The 19,776-nt window shown below is 70.2% G+C and carries 19 protein-coding genes; 10 read left to right on the top strand and 9 right to left on the bottom strand.

Annotated features, from left to right (window positions below):
- The first annotated feature begins 244 nt into the window (after positions 1 to 244).
- On the top strand, positions 245 to 1,417 hold the full coding sequence (locus tag OG194_RS02120; protein ID WP_327399070.1) for a DNA gyrase subunit B: 1,173 nt from the start codon (positions 245 to 247) through the stop codon (positions 1,415 to 1,417).
- Positions 1,418 to 1,524: 107 nt separating this feature from the next.
- Here OG194_RS02120 and OG194_RS02115 read toward each other — a convergent pair whose 3' ends face one another.
- Both OG194_RS02115 and OG194_RS02110 read right to left on the bottom strand, forming a co-directional pair.
- Entirely contained in the window at positions 1,525 to 2,502 is a 978-nt protein-coding gene (locus tag OG194_RS02115) for a phosphotransferase family protein (RefSeq protein ID WP_327399069.1), read from the bottom strand.
- Positions 2,503 to 2,529: 27 nt separating this feature from the next.
- A complete protein-coding gene (locus tag OG194_RS02110; RefSeq protein WP_327399068.1) occupies positions 2,530 to 3,780 on the bottom strand; it encodes an outer membrane protein assembly factor BamB family protein in 1,251 nt (416 codons plus the stop codon).
- 226 nt (positions 3,781 to 4,006) lie between these two features.
- Here OG194_RS02110 and OG194_RS02105 point away from each other — a divergent pair, with 226 nt between their 5' ends.
- Positions 4,007 to 6,067, top strand: coding sequence for a GH92 family glycosyl hydrolase (locus tag OG194_RS02105; RefSeq protein WP_327399067.1), 2,061 nt, complete (start codon positions 4,007 to 4,009; stop codon positions 6,065 to 6,067).
- Here OG194_RS02105 and OG194_RS02100 read toward each other — a convergent pair.
- On the bottom strand, positions 6,056 to 6,538 hold the full coding sequence (locus tag OG194_RS02100; protein WP_327399066.1) for a winged helix-turn-helix transcriptional regulator: 483 nt from the start codon (positions 6,536 to 6,538) through the stop codon (positions 6,056 to 6,058). The genes OG194_RS02105 and OG194_RS02100 overlap by 12 nt on opposite strands.
- Positions 6,539 to 6,632: 94 nt before the next feature.
- Between OG194_RS02100 and OG194_RS02095 the strand changes: the two genes are divergently transcribed.
- The 3 genes from OG194_RS02095 (at position 6,633) to OG194_RS02085 (ending at position 9,617) form a co-directional block, all read left to right on the top strand.
- Positions 6,633 to 7,127, top strand: coding sequence for a PaaI family thioesterase (locus OG194_RS02095; RefSeq protein ID WP_327399065.1), 495 nt, complete (start codon positions 6,633 to 6,635; stop codon positions 7,125 to 7,127).
- 195 nt (positions 7,128 to 7,322) lie between these two features.
- Entirely contained in the window at positions 7,323 to 8,129 is an 807-nt protein-coding gene (locus OG194_RS02090) for a helix-turn-helix transcriptional regulator (RefSeq protein WP_327399064.1), read from the top strand.
- A 261-nt stretch (positions 8,130 to 8,390) separates the two neighbouring features.
- Positions 8,391 to 9,617 carry a cysteine desulfurase-like protein gene (locus OG194_RS02085; RefSeq protein ID WP_327399063.1) on the top strand — a complete coding sequence of 409 codons (1,227 nt, stop codon included), beginning with the start codon at positions 8,391 to 8,393 and terminating at the stop codon, positions 9,615 to 9,617.
- Between the two features lie 3 nt (positions 9,618 to 9,620).
- On the opposite strand, the gene OG194_RS02080 is transcribed toward OG194_RS02085, so the two are convergent.
- Complete coding sequence (locus OG194_RS02080; RefSeq protein WP_327399062.1) at positions 9,621 to 10,187, bottom strand: O-methyltransferase; 567 nt, start codon at positions 10,185 to 10,187, stop codon at positions 9,621 to 9,623.
- 356 nt (positions 10,188 to 10,543) lie between these two features.
- Between OG194_RS02080 and OG194_RS02075 the strand changes: the two genes are divergently transcribed.
- Together OG194_RS02075 and OG194_RS02070 are read left to right on the top strand one after the other, a co-directional pair.
- Positions 10,544 to 11,431 (top strand): sugar phosphate isomerase/epimerase family protein, encoded by an 888-nt coding sequence (locus OG194_RS02075; RefSeq protein WP_327399061.1) that lies wholly within the window; start codon positions 10,544 to 10,546, stop codon positions 11,429 to 11,431.
- Between the two features lie 73 nt (positions 11,432 to 11,504).
- Positions 11,505 to 12,353, top strand: coding sequence for a sugar phosphate isomerase/epimerase family protein (locus tag OG194_RS02070; protein ID WP_327399060.1), 849 nt, complete (start codon positions 11,505 to 11,507; stop codon positions 12,351 to 12,353).
- A 19-nt stretch (positions 12,354 to 12,372) separates the two neighbouring features.
- Here the strand turns inward: OG194_RS02070 and OG194_RS02065 are convergent, their stop codons facing one another.
- The 5 genes from OG194_RS02065 to OG194_RS02045 form a co-directional block, all read right to left on the bottom strand.
- Positions 12,373 to 12,948 (bottom strand): YbhB/YbcL family Raf kinase inhibitor-like protein, encoded by a 576-nt coding sequence (locus OG194_RS02065; protein ID WP_327399059.1) that lies wholly within the window; start codon positions 12,946 to 12,948, stop codon positions 12,373 to 12,375.
- Complete coding sequence (locus OG194_RS02060) at positions 12,945 to 13,511, bottom strand: isochorismatase family cysteine hydrolase (RefSeq protein ID WP_327399058.1); 567 nt, start codon at positions 13,509 to 13,511, stop codon at positions 12,945 to 12,947. Before OG194_RS02060 ends, OG194_RS02065 begins: the two co-directional genes overlap by 4 nt.
- 65 nt (positions 13,512 to 13,576) lie before the next feature.
- Positions 13,577 to 15,337: an MFS transporter gene (locus OG194_RS02055; protein ID WP_327399057.1), complete on the bottom strand. Its 1,761-nt coding sequence runs from the start codon at positions 15,335 to 15,337 to the stop codon at positions 13,577 to 13,579.
- Positions 15,338 to 15,366: 29 nt separating this feature from the next.
- On the bottom strand, positions 15,367 to 15,810 hold the full coding sequence (locus OG194_RS02050) for a MarR family winged helix-turn-helix transcriptional regulator (RefSeq protein WP_327399056.1): 444 nt from the start codon (positions 15,808 to 15,810) through the stop codon (positions 15,367 to 15,369).
- 58 nt (positions 15,811 to 15,868) lie between these two features.
- Positions 15,869 to 16,246, bottom strand: a complete 378-nt coding sequence (locus OG194_RS02045) for a hypothetical protein (protein WP_327399055.1) — start codon at positions 16,244 to 16,246, stop codon at positions 15,869 to 15,871.
- Positions 16,247 to 16,379: 133 nt separating this feature from the next.
- Here OG194_RS02045 and OG194_RS02040 point away from each other — a divergent pair, with 133 nt between their 5' ends.
- From OG194_RS02040 to OG194_RS02030, 3 genes are all read left to right on the top strand, one after another.
- Positions 16,380 to 17,576 (top strand): sensor histidine kinase, encoded by a 1,197-nt coding sequence (locus tag OG194_RS02040; RefSeq protein WP_327399054.1) that lies wholly within the window; start codon positions 16,380 to 16,382, stop codon positions 17,574 to 17,576.
- 50 nt (positions 17,577 to 17,626) lie between these two features.
- Positions 17,627 to 18,283, top strand: a complete 657-nt coding sequence (locus OG194_RS02035) for a response regulator transcription factor (RefSeq protein WP_327406958.1) — start codon at positions 17,627 to 17,629, stop codon at positions 18,281 to 18,283.
- A gap of 215 nt (positions 18,284 to 18,498) precedes the next feature.
- The gene (locus OG194_RS02030) at positions 18,499 to 19,755 is read left to right on the top strand and encodes an MFS transporter (RefSeq protein ID WP_327399053.1); all 1,257 of its coding nucleotides are present in this window, start codon (positions 18,499 to 18,501) and stop codon (positions 19,753 to 19,755) included.
- Positions 19,756 to 19,776: the final 21 nt, after the last annotated feature.

Below are 19,776 nucleotides of genomic sequence, written 5' to 3'. Positions count from 1 at the left end.
CCTCCCCGACTTGCTTGCCATACACCGGAATTGAGGCCCCCAGGGGCGCCCGGAACGGGGCCGTACGCGGCTTCGGCTGGCCCTCGGACGTGTTCCGGGTGTGGTGCGCGACGGCTGCGCCGCCCGCTTCCCGGCACGCCTTCACCCACCCGTCTGCGGCCTCGGAGAAACAGCTCTGACCTGGTGTTTTCATCGATTTAACCTACGCTGAGGTGATCAACCGAAAGTCAGGGGAGGGGTCTTCGTGAGTACGGAAGGCATGAAGTACGACGCTGCTCACATCAAGGTGCTGGAGGGCCGGGAAGTCGTTCGGAAGCGGCCCGGGATGTACGTCGGCTCGACCGGTGAACGCGGCCTGTACCACCTCGTGTTGGAGGTGGTCGACCGGGCCGTGAGCGAGGTCCTGGCAGGCCGCGCCGGCTCCGCCGACGTCACGCTCACGTCCGACGGCGGCGTGCGGGTCGCCGACGACGGGGCGGGGAGTGGAGGGGGCAACGTCCCTGAACTCGAAGGGGAATTGACCAGTCTGCACGTCGGGTCCGGGCCAATTGGCCGGCGCGCTACGGTCATTGCGCCCTTCCGGTTGGGGCTCTTCGTCGCCAACGCTCTGTCGAGTCGGCTGACGGCCGAGGTGTGGGGCGAGGGGACCAGGTGGGTCAAGGAGTACGCGCGCGGTGTCGAGGTCGAACTGCCCGACACAGTGGGGCCGTTGACCGGAGGCGTGGGCTTGGCGACCGGAAGCGGGACGACCATCTCCTTCTGGCCCGACACCGAGATCTTCGAGACGACATGGTGCTCGTTCCCCGTGCTGGCGGAACGGTTCCGGCAACTGGCCTTCCTCAACCGGGGTCTGGCCATCTCGCTGACCGACGAACGCCCGGCGGACGGGCCGCGAAAGGTGCTGTTCCAATTCCCGGACGGAGTACGGGACTTCGTGGCCGCCCTGGACGCGGAAGCGGGGGCGTGCCCCCGTGCGGACGTCTTCGGCTTCGAGCGGGAGGACGAGAGAATGGCGGGGACGATGGAGGTGGCGCTGCTGTGGGGATACTCCAGCGGCGCGCGGATACGCGGCTTCGCCAACAGCCTGGCCACTCACGAGGGCGGCACGCACCTGGACGGCTTCCGCGACGGAGTGGTGGCGGCGGTCACCGAGTTCGCACGGGAACGGGGGTTGCCGACCGCGTCCGACCTCGATGCCCGCGCCAACTTGATCGTCGAGGACCTCACTGCGGTCGTCTCGGTGAAGCTCGACCAACCCGAATACCTCGGCGCCACACGCACGTTGCTGGGCAACACCGATGTGCGGGTGTGCGTCGCGGAGGCCGTCCGGGAGCACCTCGGCAACTGGTTCGCGGAGCGGCCGGAGCGGGGCGAGAGAGTCATCGACCGAGTCGTCCGGGCCGGCCGGCGGGACTGAACAGAGGTGAGCGGTGCCAGGGCTGAACAGCAACAGATGGTCCGTCAGGAAGCGTTCAGGTGGAGGACGTTGAAGCCTGCCCCGACCCCGCGCCGGACAACGTCGACTCAGCCCGGCGCGTCCAGCAGAGCGGCGACGTAGGCATCCAGCCGTTCTTCCACGGCCCGCGTCGTCAGCTCCGCCCTCCCCGCCCTGCGCCACGGCCGCGCCACCCACTCCGCATCGGCCGCGAACGCCAGCGCGTCCAGCAACCTCCAGTACAACCGTTCGTTCGCGGTCGCGGCCAATACCCCACCGGCCTCCTCGTACGCCTCGGCGAACCGCAGACCCCAGGCCGGGCCGTGGAGCAGGGCCAAGTTGCTGGAGCAGTGCGCCACATCGAGGTCCGGCGGCCCCCAGGAGGTCTGTACCCAGTCGACGACCCCCGTGATGCGGGGACCTGCCGTGCTTGAGGGCGACACGTCGAACAGCACATTGCCGGGTTGGAAGTCCCGGTGCAGGAAACGCCCTTCATACCGGGGCGCGGGCTTGCGGATCACGTCGGCCGCCGCGGCCCATGCCACTTGTTCGGCGCCAAGCGGAGGGACGACGGCGTCGGCGGTCGTCCACGCCTTGTACACCTGGGGCCGATCAGCAGGCCGCACCGCGTGGATCGTCACGAGTTGACGGGCCAACAGCGGGACGCGCGCCTCCAACTCCTTGTCATCGAGGACCGTCCGGCCCGGGAGATGTGACATGAGGAGCGACGGGTATTCGCACTGTTCGGCGGTCGCATCGACCGCGACCAGCCCAGGAACCGTCACATCGGTCCCCGTCAGCAGAGCGAGGGAGTCGGCCTCGCGGTTCAGCAGGTCCTCGGCGTGCTCCACGAAGTACGGGTCGACGAAGCTCCGCAGCACCAGGCGACGCGTACCCCCGTCCCGTGTACCGATGGTCAACTGCCGCATCTCGGCGGTGATCCCGCCGTGCAGCGCCTCCGTTCCGACGACCCGCTCACCGACGTCCAGCTGCCGGCTCACCCAGGCCAGCGTCAACGGCCGTACGGCCCCCGCCTCTTCGTGGTCGATCACCGTGCCACCCGTCATCCTGTTCCGTTCCCGGGGCATCTGTTCCTAGGGAAGCGGCAGCGACCGCAGGATGTGATGGACCATCGTCTCGATGACGACGTGGTCCGGGTCGCCTCCCGGCAGGACGAACGCCGGGTACGCGCTGCCCACGGTCTCCGGGTAGGCCGGTGCCATGCGCGGTGCGGCATCACCCTTCGCGTGCGGTCCGGCATGCAGGTCGATGCTGATCAGGTGTCCCCGGGTGGCGCGGTCGTTGCGGGGAGTGAAGGTCAGGAACCGCCCGCCGACCAGGCCGGCTTCGTCCGAGGTCGTGTAGTAACTCCACAGTTTCTTCGGGTGGTTGAGGTCGTAGGCGGTCCAGTCCCCGACGCTGGAATCCTCCGCACCGACCTCGAAGAGCATCAGCACACCGTCGGCCGAGATCAGAGCGCGCTCGGGCTTCTGGCCGCTGTCCTCGGCGGTGCTGAGCGGTCGGAGGTCGCCCGGGTCGAGCCGCTGGAGGGGCGGAAAGGTGTCCTCGGCCGAGTACGAGACGCCCGAGCACACGAGGTAGTGGCCGCCGGCGATGAGGTGCGGACACTTCGTGCCGGAGGTGGTGGTCGCGAGCGCGTCGCCGTTACGGCCGTCGCGCGCCGTGACCTTCGAGGAGTCGGTCGTGTAGACGCGCCCGTCGAACGCGGCCGGGCTCTCATGGCGGTCGGCGTCGACGGTCCGGTGCCACAGCGTCGTACCGTCGGACTCCCGGTAGGCGCCGAGTGCGACGTTCGCCTCGCGGTAGACACTGCTCCACGCGTCGAGCGCGTAGACGACTCCCTCCGACGCGACGAACCCGGTGTACACGCGGGCGGCGGGTAGTTGGTGGGACCAGGCCGCCTTGCCGGTGCGCAGGTTCGCGGCGCGCAGGGTGCGACCGCCGCTGGTCACCGCGCGTTCGTCGGCCTTGTCCACGACGAGTCCGAGATTCTTGCCTGCGGTGGTGGCTGGCACGGCCCAACTGACCGAGCCGTCGGTATGGGACCGCCCGACGAAACCGTCCGCGCCGGTGGCACACACGACCTGGTGGGCCGTAGCGCCGCAGACCTGTACGCCCTCCGAGCCGGACAGATCCTTGGTCCAGGCACGCCACGAGTCCTGGCCGCCGCCGGAGCTCTGCGTCACGGCGGAGGCGGGCGGGGACGCGGTCGTCGTATGCCCCGTCTCGGCGGACTGCGCGCTCCCGGAGCCCGAACACCCGACCGCCGTCACCCCGAGCAGCGCCGCAGTCAACGCCCCGCGCACCAGCCGAACCTGTCGCATCAGCCGCCCCCATCGTGTAGGCCCCCATGCTCACAGACGTTCCGCCGCCCGCACCACGCCGTTTTCGCACCCTCTCGGTCATGGCGACAGCCGGCGGAGTGATGACCCGACCGGCTGGTCCTCGCGGCCGGACGGTGTGGCGGCACGGCAGGTGGGGCCGGGTTGGGGACACTCGCGGTCCGGCGCCGCGCGGGCGGCGGGTTCCCTGTCTGGCTGGAGAAACGTGGTGCGACTTCCCCTGTTTCGGGCCGCCCTGGCGGCCTCGGTGCTCGTGGCGTCCGGAGCGGCCGCCGCCGCCCCGGTCCGGGCCGACGGGACGTCCCGGCCCCGGGCCGTCGACGATCTCGCGCGGTACGTCAACTCGTTCGTCGGCACCGCCCCCGGTGGCCCCGACTTCGGCCACGGCGGCGGCGCGGGCAACACGTTCCCGGGCGCCTCGGCACCGCTCGGCGGGATGCAGTGGAGCCCCGACACGGTGACGTACCAGCACGGCGGCTACTCCTACGGCGACAACCGCATCCGCGGTTTCAGCCTGGCGCACATCTCCGGAGCGGGCTGCGCCGCCTACGGCAACGTCCCCTTCATGCCCACGCAGGACGCCGTACCGCCGGCGTACTCCACGTTCTCGCACGCCAACGAGCAGGCGGCGCCCGGCAGTTACCACGTCACCTTCGACAACGGCATCGGTACCGACCTCACCACCACCCAGCGCTCGGGCATCGCCCGCTTCACCTACCCGGCGAGCGACACCCGCCCCGCCGCCGTGAGCATCGACGCGGCCAAGGCGTTCACCGCGGCCACCGGATCCGTCGACATCGGGACCGACACGCTCTCCGGGTACAGCGACAGCGGCGCCTTCTGCAAGGCCAAGAACCGCTACCGGCTCTACTTCCACGCCACCTTCGACCAGCCCTTCGCCCAGACCACGCACCCCGACGGCAGAGCGGGCGCGGCCATGGTCACCTTCGCCCCCGGCGTGCGCACGGTGACCGCCCGGGTCGGCATCTCCTTCGTCGACGTCGAGGGCGCCCGCCGCAACGCACTCACCGAGCAGAAGGCGCGGTCGTACGACACGATCCGGCAGACCGTGCGCGACGACTGGAACGGGTGGCTCAACCGCGTCACCGTCGGCGGCGGCACGGACGCCCAGCGCCGGGTCTTCTACACCGCCCTCTACCACGCCCTCCTGCACCCCAGCGTCTTCAGCGACGCCGACGGCCGCTACACCGGCATGGACGGGATCGTCCACCGCACCCTCGCCGGACACGTCCAGTACGCGAACTTCTCCGGCTGGGACGTCTACCGCTGCCAGGTCCAGCTGCTGGCGCTGCTCGCCCCGCGCGAGGCCTCCGACATCGCGCAGTCCGTCCTCAACCAGGGCCTCCAAGCCGGCTACTTCGACCGTTGGACCCTCGCGAACGGCGGCAGCGGCGTCATGGTCGGCGACCCGCTGCCCGCCATCGCGTCCGCGATCCACGCCTTCGGCGGCACCGACTTCGACGCCGCCACCCTGCTGCGCACGGCCCTCGCGGACCGCCAGGACAACCGCCAGCGCCCCGGACACGAGCAGTACGACTCCCTCGGCTACGTCCCAGCCGGCACCAAGGGTGTCTGGGGCTCGGTGTCCACCACCCTCGAATACGCCGTCGCGGACTACGCGCTCGCCCAACTCGCCCACCGCCTCGGAGACTTGACGGCGTACGACACCCTGCTGCGGGCCTCCGGGAACTGGCGCAACCTCTTCAACCCCGCCACCGGCTACATCCAGCCCCGCGCCGCCGACGGCACCTGGCCGGCCTTCACCCCGGCTCAGAAGACGGAGTACGTGGAGGGCAACGCGGCCCAGTACACGTGGATGGTCCCGCAGGACCTGCCCGGCCTGTTCGCGGCGATGGGTGGCGACGCAGCCGTCACCGCTCGCCTCGACACCTTCTTCAGCAGCCTGAACGCGGGTGCCGATCAGCCCTACGCCTACCTCGGCAACGAGCCCTCGTTCGGGACCCCTTGGGCCTACACCTACGTCGGCCACGCCGACCGCGCCGGGGCCGTCACCCAGCGCGCCCTGTCCACGCTGTTCACCGACGCCCCCGGGGGACTCGTCGGCAACGACGACCTCGGCGCCATGTCGTCCTGGGCGGTGTGGGCGAGCCTCGGCCTCTACCCCGAGGTCCCCGGCACCGCCCAACTCCTGCGCAGCGCACCGCTGTTCACCACGGCCACCGTCCACCGGGGCGACGGCACCTCGCTCACGGTCGGCGCCGGTTCGCGCAGGCACTCACTCCGCTAGCAGAGTTCGTACGGGTCGGGCCGCCGGTCCGGGAGCGGCCGTGACCTCCGTCGGCTGCAACGCGCCGTGCGGCCCGTCGCACTCCACCACCACGCGGACCGGCGCGCCGCACTCGGTGTGCCGTACGTCGAGAACCGGCCCCTCGGGGTCGGCGGCGTAGGCCTCGCCCCACTGCCGCAGGGCCATGAGAATCGGCCACAGATCGCGGCCCTTGCTCGTCAGCCGGTACTCGTGCCGGGTCCGGCTCCCCGCCTGCTGGTAGGGCACGGTCGTCAGGATCCCGGCCGCGACCAGCTTGCGGAGCCGGTCGGCGAGGACCGCGTCCGAGAGTCCGAGATGGCGCCGGAAGTCGTCGAAACGCCGGACCCTGATGAACGCGTCCCGCAGGATCAGCAGGGTCCACTTCTCGCCGACGAGATCGAGCGTGCTCTGGACCGGGCAGTTCTCCGTGCTCACGTCGAGCCATTCCATGCCCGCCAGCCTAGCCACCTGGCTCTGTCATTGACAGTCAGCTACACGGAGATCTAGCTTCTTTTTGGGAAGCCAGCCTGGGAGGTAGCGCGGTATGGGACGGTCACGCACGTACGAGTGGGAGGACCCGGGGGTCTCGGCAGCCGCCGTAGGCCAGTCCACGGGTCTGGAATTCCTGCGGGAACTGATCGGCGGGCGGCTGCCCGCGCCGCCCATCGGGGCCACCCTGAACTTCACGCTCGACGAGGTGGAGCACGGGCACGCGGTGTTCTCGCTGATACCGGGGGAGGAGCACTACAACCCCATCGGCAGCGTGCACGGCGGGGTCTACGCCACGTTGCTCGACTCCGCGGCCGGCTGCGCGGTGCAGTCCACGTTGCCGCAGGGCATGGGCTACACGTCGCTCGACCTGACAGTGAAGTTCCTGCGCCCGGTCACCGCCGACACCGGGCGCGTCCGCGCCGTAGGGACCGTGCTGAACGGCGGACGGCGTACCGCGCTCGCCCAGGCCCAACTGTTCGACGAGAAGGACCGGTTGCTCGCGCACGCCACGAGCAGTTGCCTGCTGTTCCCCGTCCCGGGCGCTTGACCCCGGAACGGCGGAAATCCGCCTGTCCCCCGCGCAGGCGGATCCGTACCGTCAACTCCCTTGATCCATACGGTCGCAGGCGCTGCCGGAGCGCTGTGAATTCTGCCGGGTGCGATGGCCGTGGTGGTATGGGGAGAAGTACGTACGTGAGGCCGTGCGTACGTGGACGTGACACACGCGGGATCGTGAGGGCGTATGACGGGCGGCGGGCCGGCCGGGGCGTATGAACGCATGCTCGCGGTCGCGGTGGCGGCTCTGCACGAACGGGAACCCGAGCGGTTGTGGCCGATGGTCGCCGCGGCGCTGCCGGCGCTGTGCGGTGGCGAGGCGCTGATCTACAAACTCGGCGAGTGGACGGACCGGGCCGGGTCGATGGGGCTCTCGCCCGGCGCCGCGGCGCATCTCGGGCGGATCGACGACATCGGGGACGAGTCGATGGCGGTGCTGCGTCGGGGTTACCCCTTCGCGGACCACTACGCCACGGCCGGCGCCGTCCGCCGTCCCGGGACCGCGCGCCGGATGGCCGGGAGGGGGTGGGCGCGGAGCCGCACCGCGGGGACGATCAGCCGGTTGATGAACGCCGACCATGTCCTGGCGATACCTCTCCCTGGCACGACCACCCCGGTCACCGGGTGCCTCGTCTACCGTGCCGGCGGCGACTTCACCGAGGACCATGTGCGGGCTGCCGAGCAGGTGCAGCCGCTGCTGGCGGGCGTGGAGCAGCAGCGACAACTCCTCGAACGCATGCGTGCGGCGTCGGCACCGGCTGAGGTGCCGGAGGCGACAGCGGACTCCCGGCTCACCCCTCGCCAGGTCACCGTCCTGCTGCTGCTCGCCGACGCGCTCACGGCCTCGGCGATTGCCCACCGCCTGGGCATTTCCGTGCGTACGGTCCACAAGCACGTCGAGGGCTTGTACCGGAAGCTGGGCACGCGGGATCGCGTGAGTACGGTGTTGCGGGCGCAGGAGATCGGGTTGTTGCCGCGGCGGGTGGGGCGTTGAGGGGTTGGGTCGTCTTGTGGGTGCGGGTCGGTGGGGGCTGGTCGCGCAGTTCCCCGCGCCCCTGGAAGACCTGGCTTCGCCGGTCTCCTTCCCGCGGCCCTGAAAGACTGGGCTTCGTCGGTCTCCGAGGGTGCGTCCGTGCGGCGGAGCCGCATGTTGGCACAGTTCCCCCACTGCCCCGAATCACCTCGATGTCCGATGATCGTCGTGGACACCCGGGGCCCCGAGGCCCGTACACGGCATCGACAGGAGTTCACTTCCGTGGCCTACGACATCAGCGCCCTGCGCGCCCTGTTCCCCGCCCTGAGCGGCGGGCCTGCCCATTTCGACGGTCCCGGTGGTACACAGACGCCGCGGCCGGTCATCGAGGCCATCACGGAGGCGCTGGCTAACCCGCTTTCGAACCGTGGGCAAGTGACCGCGGGGGAGCGCAACGCCGATGCGATCGTCACCGGGGCGCGCGAGGCCATGGCCGATCTTCTTGGGGCGGAGGCCTCGGGGATCGTCTTCGGGCGTAGTGCCACCCAGCTCACCTACGACTTCTCCCGCACCCTTGCCGCGAGCTGGTCGCCCGGAGACGAGGTCGTCGTCACCCGGCTCGACCACGATGCCAACATCCGCCCCTGGATCCAGGCCGCCGAGCGGGTCGGCGCCGTTGTTCGCTGGGCGGACTTCGATCCCGCGACCGGCGAACTCACCCCGGACCACCTCCGCGCCGCCCTGTCCGACCGCACCCGGCTGGTCGCCGTCACCGCCGCCTCCAACCTGATCGGCACCCGGCCCGCGATCAGTGAGATATCCCGGCTGGCTCATGGGGTAGGGGCCCTGGTGTACGTCGACGGGGTTCACTACACCGCGCACGCCCTCGTCGACATCGGCGAACTCGGCGCCGACTTCTTCGTGTGCTCGCCGTACAAGTTCCTCGGCCCGCACCACGGCGTCCTCGCCGCCCGGCCCGAGCTGCTCGAAACCCTGCGACCGGACAAGCTGCTGCCGTCCTCCGACGCGGTTCCGGAGCGCTTCGAACTCGGCACCCTGCCCTACGAGTTGCTCGCCGGGACGGGCACTGCGGTCGACGTCCTCGCCCGTCTCGACACGGACGCCGTCGGCAGCCGTCGCCGGCGGCTGACAGCGAGCCTCGCCGCGCTTCACCAGCACGAGGAGACCCTGCGTACGCGTATCGACCAGGGGCTCGCCGCGCTGGACGGGGTCACCGTCCACTCGAAGGCGGCCGACCGCACGCCCACTGTGCTCCTGACCCTGGACGAGGCCTTCGGCGCGCAGGGCACGCAGGACGCCTCCCGTTTCCTGGCGGAACGTGACGTGTACGCGCCCTCTGGCTCCTTCTACGCCATCGAGGTCTCCCGGCGGCTCGGTCTCGGCGACTCCGGTGGCCTGCGTATCGGGCTCGCGCCCTACACCAGCGTCGAGGACGTCGACCGGCTCCTCACCGGACTGGCGCTGTTCCTGAAGCAGCCGCCCCGGTAACCGTCAGGGGCGGCGGGCAGCAACTACCGCTGAAGTGGACGGTGTTGTGAGCATCTCCGTGGCGTCGAGGGACGGATGGGTCAGGTAGAACAGGCGTAGCTCATCCACTTCGTCGTCGAACCGTGGCGGCCAGTGGGGCGACGGGGTGAAGTCGTCCAGGACGAGGAGGCCACCGGGGGCGAGCAGCGAGACGACTCGCTCGGGGTCGTCGCGCTTGCCTCCGCCGTCGCAGAAGAAGACGTCGAAGGGGGCGTGCCGCTCCAGCAGCCGCCAGTCCCCGGTGAGGACGTCGACGCGATCGTCGTCCGCGAAGAGACCGGCCGCGCGTCGGGCCAGTTCCGCATCCCGTTCTACGGTGATCAGACGGGCACCGGTGCCGAGTCCGCTGTGCAGCCAGGCGGTACCCACACCCGAGCCGGTGCCGCTCTCCGCGACGACTCCGTGGGGTTTCGAGGCCGTGGCCACCTTGAGCAGTCTGCCCACCTCGGGGATACAGCTCAGCGCGAAGCCCAGCTTTGAGGCGATGCGCTCAGCGTCCACCACGCGAGACGGAACCTCGCGATCTGTCATGAGACCGCACCCCTTTCACCGCGTGCGGTCCGTGATCCCGGGCGAATGTACCGGTGGCGGCACGGATGATGGAAAAAAGATGTATGCGATGACGGGTTAATGATGGATTCCACCCCTTCAATGTTGCCCGGTACCCGGTCTAGCGTTGCGCCCGTGTGAACGGCCTGGCCGCCGGCTGATCGGTACCGCTTCAGCTTTGGTGGTCTCTTGAGGTTGAGGGAGAAGGCGATGGCGCCTGTGGAACCGCTCGTCGCACGCCGATGGCAAGAAGCGTCGTCGGCGGAGAGCCGGACCCCGGACGTCACGCCGCCGGCCGCGGTCGCCCACCCCCACCGGAAGCTCGGAAAGGCCACAGCATGACCACGTCCCCCCTGAACAGGATCGCCGGCGCTCCCATCTCCTGGGGCGTGTGCGAAGTACCCGGCTGGGGCTACCAGTTGACACCCGAGCGCGTACTGAACGAGATGCGCGAAGTCGGCCTGGCCGCCACCGAGTTCGGCCCCGAGGGCTTCCTGCCCAGCGCACCGGACGCCATGGCCCGCACGCTCGCCGACCACGACCTGCACGCCGTCGGCGGCTTCACCCCGCTGCTGCTGCACGTGCCCGGACACGACCCGCTGCCCGAGGCCGAACAGCTCCTGGAGGGCTACGACGCCTCGAAGGCGGAGGTCCTCGTCCTGTCGGCCGTCACCGGCCAGGACGGCTACGACTCCCGGCCCGAACTCGACGCCGACGGCTGGAAGTTGCTGCTGTCCAACCTCGACCGGCTCGCCTCGCTGGCCGCCGAACGCGGTGTACGCGCCGTCCTGCACCCGCACGTCGGCACGATGATCGAGAACGGCGACGAGGTCCAGCGCGTCCTGGAGCACTCGGCGATCTCCCTCTGCCTCGACACCGGCCACCTCCTCATCGGAGGCACCGACCCCGCCGAGCTCACCCGGCAGGCCCCCGAGCGCATCGCCCACACCCACATGAAGGACGTGGACGCCTCCCTCGCCGCCAAGGTCCAGGACGGACAGCTCAGTTACACCGACGCCGTGCGCAGGGGCATGTACCGCCCGCTCGGCGCGGGTGACGTGGACGTCCAGGCCATCGTCACCCACCTCAGCGCCCGCGGCTACGACGGCTGGTACGTCCTCGAACAGGACACCATCCTCACCGAGGAGCCCACCACGAAGGGACCCGTCGAGGACGTGTGGGCCAGCGCCGAGCACCTGCGCTCGGTGCTGCGCGGCGTCGCGTAGCAGCAGTCGTATACGGGGCTGGCGCCTGATACCTGATGGTTGACGCGGTACTTGACGAATTCGGGGACCAGAAGTGACCGCTGCCGAATTCCTGGCCACCTGCTGGACGACGGCAGGTGACGCCGCTCCCGACCAGGAGGACCAGCGCAGTCCGCTCGACCTGCGGGAACGGGTGGAAGCGGCGCGGGACGCCGGATTCACCGCCTTCGGGCTGCTGTACGCGGACCTGGTGGAGGCCGAGCGCGCGTACGGGATCGCCGGGATCCGGTCCCTCTTCGAGGACAACGGGATCAGCCATGTCGAACTGGAGCTGCTGACCGACTGGTGGGCCGACGGACCCCGGCGCGCCGCGTCGGACACCGTCCGGGTCGGCATGCTGAGAGCCATCGAGGCGCTCGGCGCCCGCACCTTCAAGATCGGCCCCGACGTGGCGGACGAACCCTGGGAACTCGACGTCTGGGCCCAGGAGTTCGCCGTGCTGGCGGCCCAGGCCGACGGGGTGGGCGCCCGGCTCGGGGTCGAACCGCTGCCCTGGTCCAACCTCAGGACCGTGCACGACGGACTACGGCTCGTCGAGGCCGCCGGCCATCCGGCGGGCGGCCTCATCATCGACGCCTGGCACGTCGAGCGCGCCCACACCCCACCGGCCGACCTGGCGGACGTGCCCGGGTCGCGGATCGTGGGCGTGGAGCTCAACGACGCCGACAGCGACGTCGTCGGCACGCTCTTCGCGGACACCGTGCATCGCCGACGCCTGTGCGGAGAGGGCTCGTTCGACCTGCCGGGGATCATCGCCGCGCTGCGTACGGCCGGTTTCCGTGGTCCCTGGGGTGTGGAGATCCTCTCCGACGCGCATCGTGCGCTGCCGGTACGGGACGCTGCCGCTGCGGCGTACCGGAGTGCCGCCGCACTCGTGCGGTAGAGCAGTCCGGCTTCGCGGGTCAGCGCTCGTAGACGCCGGTCAGTCGGCCCCGGCCGAGGACGGGCGCGCTGATGGTGGGCAGGAAGGCGCGGGGTCGGACCCGGTCGATCGGTGTTGTGGTGGCCGCGCTGTCCAAGGGAGTTGAGAGGGCGAACAGCTCGAAGACGTAACGGTGCGGGCCGTGGCCCTTGATGGGCGCGGGACCGTGGTAGCCCCGTCCGATGGTGGACCGGAGGATCCGCACCCCGGGGCCGGGATGCCGCGCGGCCAGGGCACCGGGTTCCAGTTGTTCGGCTGCCGACGGGTCGATCAGCGCGAGGCAGTGCACGGCCGGCTTGGCCATGGGGACGTCGATGTCCTCTACGACCAGGAGGAGTTGGGCGGTGCCGGGCGGCAGCGGGGTCCAGGCGAGCTGAGGGGACAGGTCGGCGCCGCCGATCTGCTTCGCGCAGTTCTTCAGCGGCATGATGGCACCGTCGCCGAAGTCCTGGCTGGTGAGGGTCAGTTGGTCGGGGCCTTGGAGGTTGGGTAGGTTCCACGCGGTGTGGGTCTCGCCTGCTCTGCGGTTCTTCAGGAGTCGGCCCAGCAGGGTCATCGCGTCGCCTCCACCATGTCGACGACCTCGGCGGTGCTCGCGGTCTCGCCGAGCTTGGGGAAGACGCGCTCGACGCTGTGGCGATGGGAGTCGGGGTCGGGATCGCCCATGGCGTCGGTGGCCAGGACGACGTGATAGCCGTGGTCGGAGGCGGAGCGTGCCGTCGACTCGACGCCCGAACCGGTCGCGATGCCGGTGAGCACGACCTGCGTGACGCCCAAGTCCCGTAGGAGCGTGTCGAGTCCGGTGTCGTGGAACGCACTGCGCCGCCGCTTGGTGATCAGGTGGACGGTCGGTTGTACGTCGAGTTCGTCGATGAGGTCGGCCCAACCGGCAGGCGGCGATGTGGTGTTGGGGGACTGGAAGGTATCGGTACGTCCCGGCGCGCGGCCGGTGACGTTGACCAGGATCACGGGGAGGCCGTGGCGCCGGAACTCGGTGGCCAGGCGGGTCGCCTGCTTGACGGCGGCCGTGACCGGGGCGTCGGTGAGGGCCGAGACGATGCCCTTCTGTAGGTCGACCACGACGAGCGCGGCCCTGGGGTCGATTGTGGTCAGTGGCATGGGAGTTGCTTCTCCTGTGGGTGCTGGGTGCGGGGACATGAGGAGGTGCGGGCTCGGTTGTCGACTCACCTGTCCGGTCGAGCGAGGGTCTCGCCGGTGGGTGCCTTGCGCGGTTCCCGGGTCTTGGCCGTGGGGCCGGTGCCGGCACCGCGCAGCAGGGAGGCGATCGCGGCGAGGAAGGCGAGGGTGGCGCCGAACGCGAACACGATGACCAGACCGGAGTGGAAGGGCCCGGATATCAGGCTCGGGAAGAACTCGCTTCCGGTCAGGGTGTGTTGCTGGGCCGTCGTCAGATGGGTCAGGGCTCCGCTGGGCTGGAGCAGGTGCTGGACCGGGTTGACGCCCAGCTGCGCTGCGAACAGGGACGAGACCGGGGGCAGCCCGCCGACCTGTGCGGCCAAGTGGGCCGGTACGCCCTGCTGTTGCAGTCCCGCGGTGAGCGTGTGCGGGAGGCTCCTGGCCAGCCCGGCGATCATCAGGGAGAAGAACACGCCGATGGAGACGGCGGTGCCGGAGTTCTGGAAGGTGGCGCGCATGCCGGAGGCGACACCGCGCAACCGGGCGGGCACACTGCCCATGATCGAGGAGGAGTTGGGGGAGGCGAACATCCCGCTGGCGATCCCGTTGAGCGCGATCAGCACCGCGAAGATCCAGTAACCGAAGTCGATCGGCAGGCACATCAGGCCCAGGAAGGTGGCGCCGAACAGCGCCGCACCGCCGGTGGCCAGCCCCCGGGAACCGATCCGGTCCGACAGATACCCGGAGACCGGACCCGCCGCGAGGAAGCCCGCGGTCAGCGGCAGCATGAAGATGCCGGCCCATAGTGGAGTGTCGGCGTAGTCGTAGCCGTGCAGCGGGAGCCAGATGCCCTGGAGCCAGATGATCAGCACGAACTGCATTCCGCCCCGGCCGATCGAGATGGCCAGGCCCGCCAAGTTGCCGAAGGTGAAAGCCCGTTGGCGGAAGAGGCTCAGCTGGATCATCGGTGCCGAGGCACGGTTCTCGATGACGACGAAGGCCGCCAGGAGGAGCAGGCCGCCGGCTATCAGGACGTCGACGAGCGGGTTGGTCCAGCCCATGGTGTGGCCGCCGTAGGGCTGGAGGCCGAAGGTGATCGCGATAAGGGTGGCGCTGAGGCCCACGGCGAAGGTGACGTTGCCCCACCAGTCGATGCGGCCGCCGTCGTGCTTCGCTGTCTCGCGCAGGGTGCGGTACGCCCACACCGTGAAGAACACGCCGATGGGCACGTTCACCCAGAACACGGCCCGCCAGTCCCAGGCCGACAGCAGACCGCCGGCGACCAGACCGATGAACATCCCGCCCAGGGCGGCGACTTGATTGATGCCGAGGGCGAAGCCGCGCTGTTCCTCGGGGAAGGCGTCGGTGAGGATCGCGGCCGAGTTCGCGGTCAGCATCGAGCCGCCCACGGCCTGGAGCACCCGCCAGGCGATGAGCCACATCGCTCCGCGGCCGCCGTCGAAGGGGTCGAAGGACAGCAGGACCGAGGCGAAGGTGAAGACCGCGAACCCGGAGTTGTAGATCCGGACCCGGCCGTACATGTCGCCGAGCCGCCCCACCGTGACCACCAACACGGCCTGGACCAGCCGGTATCCCATGATCATCCACAGCAGATACGCGATGTTGCCCGGCGCGAGCGGGTCGAGATGGATGCCCCGGAAGATCGTCGGCAGGGCGATCAGCACGATGGAGCCGTCCAGCGCGGACATGAAGACCGCGGCGGTCGTGTTCGTCAGTGCCGTCCACTTGTACCGGTCGTCGGCGGCCGGGCGGCGCGGGGCGCGCGTCTTGGGAGGATCTGTCGTCATCAGTCTGCTTCCTCGTGGCTCCGTCGACGTCAGAGGTGTTGGGCCAGTCGCTCCAACAGGGGTGCGGCCGCGGCGAGTTGCTCCATCTCCGTCGGGGTGAACGCGCCGCCGGTGAGGGCTTGGGCGATGAGTTCGGCCCGCGCGTTGCGCTTGTTCCGCAGTGCCTGGCGGCCCGCGTCGGTCACCGTCAGTACCGCGCGCCGGCCGTCGTCCGGATCCGGGCGACGCTCGACCAGGCCGCGGGTGCGCAGCGCGTTGAGCGTCGCCCCCATGGCCTGCGCGGTGATCTGCGCCTCCCGGGCCAGCGCCGAGGAGGTCGTGGGGCCCGCACGGTCCAGCCGTGACAGGGCGCTCCGCTCGGGCATCGTGAGCCCGCCCTCGACCGGCACCTGCCGGGCCCGCCGCACCAGTACGCCGATGCTCGCGAGCAGGGCCGAGGCGACCGCGTTCGGGTCCAGGTCGTCGTCGTTCATATACTAAGGCTACTTTATAAAGCAGCCTTAGTACATTTCCGCGTGCGGGCACCCCGGGCTACGGCAGCGACGGAGGCAGCGCGCGGAGGGCGTGCCATGCCACCGCCGTGCACAGCGCGGCGAGCGGCAGTTCGAGGCAGGCGGCCATCAGCAGTGCCACGAGGACCGCTCCGGGACCGGCGGTCAGTACGTCGAACCAGGCGTCGACCGTCAGCAGGACAGCGGTGGCCGGAGCGACGGCGACCCGCCGCCGGTCGCAGCGGGCCAGTAACAGGCCCGTACCGACAAGGCCTGTCGCCTCCATCACGTCCAGCCCGATCCACGCCACGGGGTGTGCGCCCGCCACCCACGCCAATGCGAAGATCCATGGAATCAGGGCCAGTCCGGCGGCGGTGAGCACACGGGCGGACCAGTTCCAACACGTTGTCGTCGTCATGCGGACAAGGCTTCTCGGGATGAACTCCCAGGTCAGTAACGTGGGTTTCCGACCTGGGGGTGGTGCTGGGTACAGCCCGAAGCGGGCGCCATCCGCATGGTCCGGCGGTCCACCCGCGTTCTACGGTGTGCGTATGCCCCTACTCACCGCGCTGCGCGGCGCGTTGGCGCGCGTGGGCCGCGCGACGGTCTTCAACGTCGCCGGTGTGCTGCTGCAGTTGCTTCCGCTCCTGCTGCTCGTGGAGCCGTGGCTGGTCTTCGCCGCCGGCGCACTGACCGCCGTCCAGCGCCGCAGGTTCGCGTCGCTCGCGGGCGTCGACATCCCGCTTCTCCCTCTCGCGCAGCGCAGGCCCACACTCCGTGGAGCGATGAACTGGCTCCGCTCCGGGGGAACTTGGCGACAGCTCGCCTATCACCTGCTGGTGGGGCCATTGGTGTCGTGCGGGACGGTCGTCACCGTCGTGCTGTGGGGCTGGGGTGCGTTCGCGGGAACCGCCCTGGTGTGGATGTGGGGTGTGCCCCCTGAGCGGCGGCTGAAGTTCCTGGAGACGTCCACCGAGGCCGTCTACATCAACGCGTCCGGATTCGCAGCCCTGTTGGCCGCCACGTGGCTCACACTCGTCCTCGTTCGGACCGACACCCGCGCGGCCATGGCCCTGCTGGGCCCCAGCCGGACCGAACAGCTCACGCGACGGGTCGAGGACCTCACCGAGAGCCGGGCCGGAGCGGTGGACGCGGCCGACGCCGAACGCAGGCGCATAGAAAGGGACTTGCACGACGGGGCACAGCAACGCCTGGTCTCCCTCGCCGTGAACCTCGGTATCGCCAGAGCCACGCTCACCGACCTGCCCGACGAGGCCAGACAGGTCATCGACCAGGCCCACCGGGAGGCGAAGGAGGCGATCGACGAGCTGAACAACCTGGTGCGCGGCCTGCATCCGGCCGTCCTGGACGACCGGGGACTGGACGCGGCCCTGTCCGGCATCGCCGCGCGCGGCCCGCTGCCGGTACGGCTGCGCGTCGACGTACCCAGGCGGCTCGCCCCGACGATCGAGGCCGTCGCCTACTTCACCGTCTCCGAGGCGCTGGCCAACATCGCCAAGCACGCCCCCGAGGCCTCCCGGGCTGACGTCACCGTCGGGATCCGCGACGGTAGGCTCCGGGTCACCGTCGCAGACGACGGCCCCGGCGGCGCCGACCCCGCCCACGGCTCCGGCCTGGCCGGACTCGCCCGCCGGGCGGCCTCCGTGGACGGCGCGTTCGCGATCAGCAGCCCCGCCGGAGGCCCGACCGTCATCACCGTGGAGTTGCCGTGCGCCGTCTCGCCGTGATCGCCGAGGACTCGGTCCTGCTCAGGATCGGCCTGGTCAAGGTGGTGGAGATGGCGGGCTATGAGGTCGCCGCCGAAGCCGGTGACGCCGACGCCCTGCTCGCCGCCGTCGCCGAACACCGCCCCGCCATCGCCGTCGTGGACGTCCGCATGCCGCCCGCCCAGTCCGACGAGGGGGTGCGCGCGGCCCTGGTCATCCGCCGCCAGTGGCCGACGACAGCGGTACTACTGCTCTCCCAGTACGTCGAAGAGCGGTATGCCGCCGACCTGTTGACGACGAGCACCGGCGGTGTCGGCTATCTGCTCAAGCAACGCGTCGCCGACGTCGAGGACTTCATCGACGCCCTCCGTCGCGTCGAGGCGGGCGGCACCGTCCTGGACCCCGAGGTCGTGGCCCAGCTCCTCCTGCGCCGAGCCAGCGACCCACTGGACCGACTCACCCCACGCGAGCGCGAGGTACTGGCCCTGATGGCCGAGGGACGCTCCAACTCCGGCATCGCCCGACAACTCGTCGTCAGCGACAGCGCGGTGGCCAAGCACATCAACAGCATCTTCACGAAACTCGATCTGCCCTCGGTCGACAGCGACCATCGCCGGGTGCTGGCGGTACTGCGGTTCCTGAGTGCCGGGTGGGCGAGGCCGGGTGGGCGAGGTGTTCCGAATTGGAGGGGCAGTAATTGCCTTTCGCCCGAGACCTCCAAAAGCTAATGTCCCAACCGCCAGTGACCGCCGAGATGTTGGAGCCCAGAGATGCCCGGTCGTCCGGGCGCGCGTTGACGGCATAGGCCGAGATCGGCCCGTCATTGCGTGCCGCCCTTGATGTCGCTGCGGCACAGCGAGCCTTTCCCTCCCCGCTCGAACCGTGGGCGCGTCCTTCGCGCGCCGGGTCGCGGGTCTCGTTGTCGGCAACTCAAAGGGTTCCTGTGCCGTCCACTTCGAACAATGATTTCCGCTGGCTCTGGTTGGGGCAGACGGTGTCCCAACTCGGCGAACAGACAAGCCTGGTGGTCCTCCCGCTCTTCGCCGTCCTGACGCTCGACGTCGGTGCCGGACAGTTGGGTGTCCTGCGTGCGGTGGAGCAGGCGCCGATCCTGCTGCTCTCGCTCCTCGTCGGCGCCTGGGTGGACGGATGGCGGACGCGCACGGTGATGGTGGTGGCGGACGTCGGCCGAACCCTGGTGCTGGGCGCCGCCGCCGTGGCCGGACTGTTCAACTGGCTCGGTCTGCCCGCCCTGTTCGTGCTGGTCTTCGTCGCGGAGGTCCTGTCCGTGTTCTTCGACGTGGCCTATCAGGCGTCTCTCGTACGGCTGGTGACGTCCGATCAGTTGGTGCGGGGCAACAGCGCGTTGGAGGGCAGCCGGTCCGCCGCACAGATCGGTGGGCCCGCTCTCGGCGGCGCGTTGGTGACTCTGCTGTCGGCGCCGGTGGCTGTCGCCTCCAGCGCGTTGTTCTTCGCGCTGTCGTTCCTGTCGGTCCGCCGGATCCGCCGTACCGAGTCCGTCCCGGAGCGCTCGGAACGTTCCCCGCGTGTATGGCGGCGGATCCAAGAGGGTCTGCGTTTCGTCGTCGGTGAGTCCTTGCTGCGGACCGTCTGCCTCGCCGCGGCCGCCTTCCAGCTCTTCTTCGCTGCCACGATGACCGTCTATCTGCTCTTCCTCCCCCGGGAACTGCACCTGTCGGGCACCGCCGTAGGCCTGGCGCTCGCGGCGACCGGTCCGGGCGCGCTCGTCGGCGCGCTGCTGGCCGCCCGGCTGCCGGGCCGGTTCGGATACGGCCGGGTGATCGTGGTCGCGGCGGCACTCGGCGACGGCGCGTTCGTGTGCGTGCCCGCGCTGCACGGTTCGTCCGCGACCACGATGGCCGTGCTTCTCGCGGTGAACTTCGTGTTCGGGGTCGCCGGGCAGCTGGTCAACGTCACGGTCATGGCCGTCCGGCAGGCCGTGACTCCCCACGGGTTGCAGGGGCGTGTGGCCGCGACGATCACGTTCGCCGGCATGGGGCTGACGCCGCTGGGCTCACTGTTCGGCGGGTTCCTAGCGCAGGAGTGGGGGCTGCGGACCGGCCTCCTCGTGACGGCCGCGGGCATGGTGCTGTCCCCGGTGGTGCTGGCGCTGTCCCCGCTCGCCCGCCTGGGCGGGGATCTTGACACCCGGGAACATGATCAGCCCGGTACCGAGTAGGGGAGTGGTGGCGGGACCTTG

Source organism: Streptomyces sp. NBC_01288, from assembly GCF_035982055.1.
In the GTDB taxonomy this organism is placed as follows: domain Bacteria; phylum Actinomycetota; class Actinomycetes; order Streptomycetales; family Streptomycetaceae; genus Streptomyces.
Note: the sequence above shows the minus strand (reverse complement) of the source record. Positions and strands in the feature narration are given on the sequence as shown.

Excerpts from the sequence above, each read along its gene's own strand:
- OG194_RS02115 (WP_327399069.1), bottom strand. The coding sequence starts at position 2,502 with ATGACGGGTGGCACGGTGATCGACCACGAAGAGGCGGGGGCCGTACGG.
- OG194_RS02110 (WP_327399068.1), bottom strand. The coding sequence starts at position 3,780 with ATGCGACAGGTTCGGCTGGTGCGCGGGGCGTTGACTGCGGCGCTGCTC.
- OG194_RS02100 (WP_327399066.1), bottom strand. The coding sequence starts at position 6,538 with ATGGAATGGCTCGACGTGAGCACGGAGAACTGCCCGGTCCAGAGCACG.
- OG194_RS02095 (WP_327399065.1), top strand. The coding sequence starts at position 6,633 with ATGGGACGGTCACGCACGTACGAGTGGGAGGACCCGGGGGTCTCGGCA.
- OG194_RS02090 (WP_327399064.1), top strand. The coding sequence starts at position 7,323 with ATGACGGGCGGCGGGCCGGCCGGGGCGTATGAACGCATGCTCGCGGTC.
- OG194_RS02080 (WP_327399062.1), bottom strand. The coding sequence starts at position 10,187 with ATGACAGATCGCGAGGTTCCGTCTCGCGTGGTGGACGCTGAGCGCATC.
- OG194_RS02075 (WP_327399061.1), top strand. The coding sequence starts at position 10,544 with ATGACCACGTCCCCCCTGAACAGGATCGCCGGCGCTCCCATCTCCTGG.
- OG194_RS02065 (WP_327399059.1), bottom strand. The coding sequence starts at position 12,948 with ATGACCCTGCTGGGCCGACTCCTGAAGAACCGCAGAGCAGGCGAGACC.
- OG194_RS02060 (WP_327399058.1), bottom strand. The coding sequence starts at position 13,511 with ATGCCACTGACCACAATCGACCCCAGGGCCGCGCTCGTCGTGGTCGAC.
- OG194_RS02055 (WP_327399057.1), bottom strand. The coding sequence starts at position 15,337 with ATGACGACAGATCCTCCCAAGACGCGCGCCCCGCGCCGCCCGGCCGCC.
- OG194_RS02050 (WP_327399056.1), bottom strand. The coding sequence starts at position 15,810 with ATGAACGACGACGACCTGGACCCGAACGCGGTCGCCTCGGCCCTGCTC.
- OG194_RS02045 (WP_327399055.1), bottom strand. The coding sequence starts at position 16,246 with ATGACGACGACAACGTGTTGGAACTGGTCCGCCCGTGTGCTCACCGCC.
- OG194_RS02040 (WP_327399054.1), top strand. The coding sequence starts at position 16,380 with ATGCCCCTACTCACCGCGCTGCGCGGCGCGTTGGCGCGCGTGGGCCGC.
- OG194_RS02035 (WP_327406958.1), top strand. The coding sequence starts at position 17,627 with ATGGCGGGCTATGAGGTCGCCGCCGAAGCCGGTGACGCCGACGCCCTG.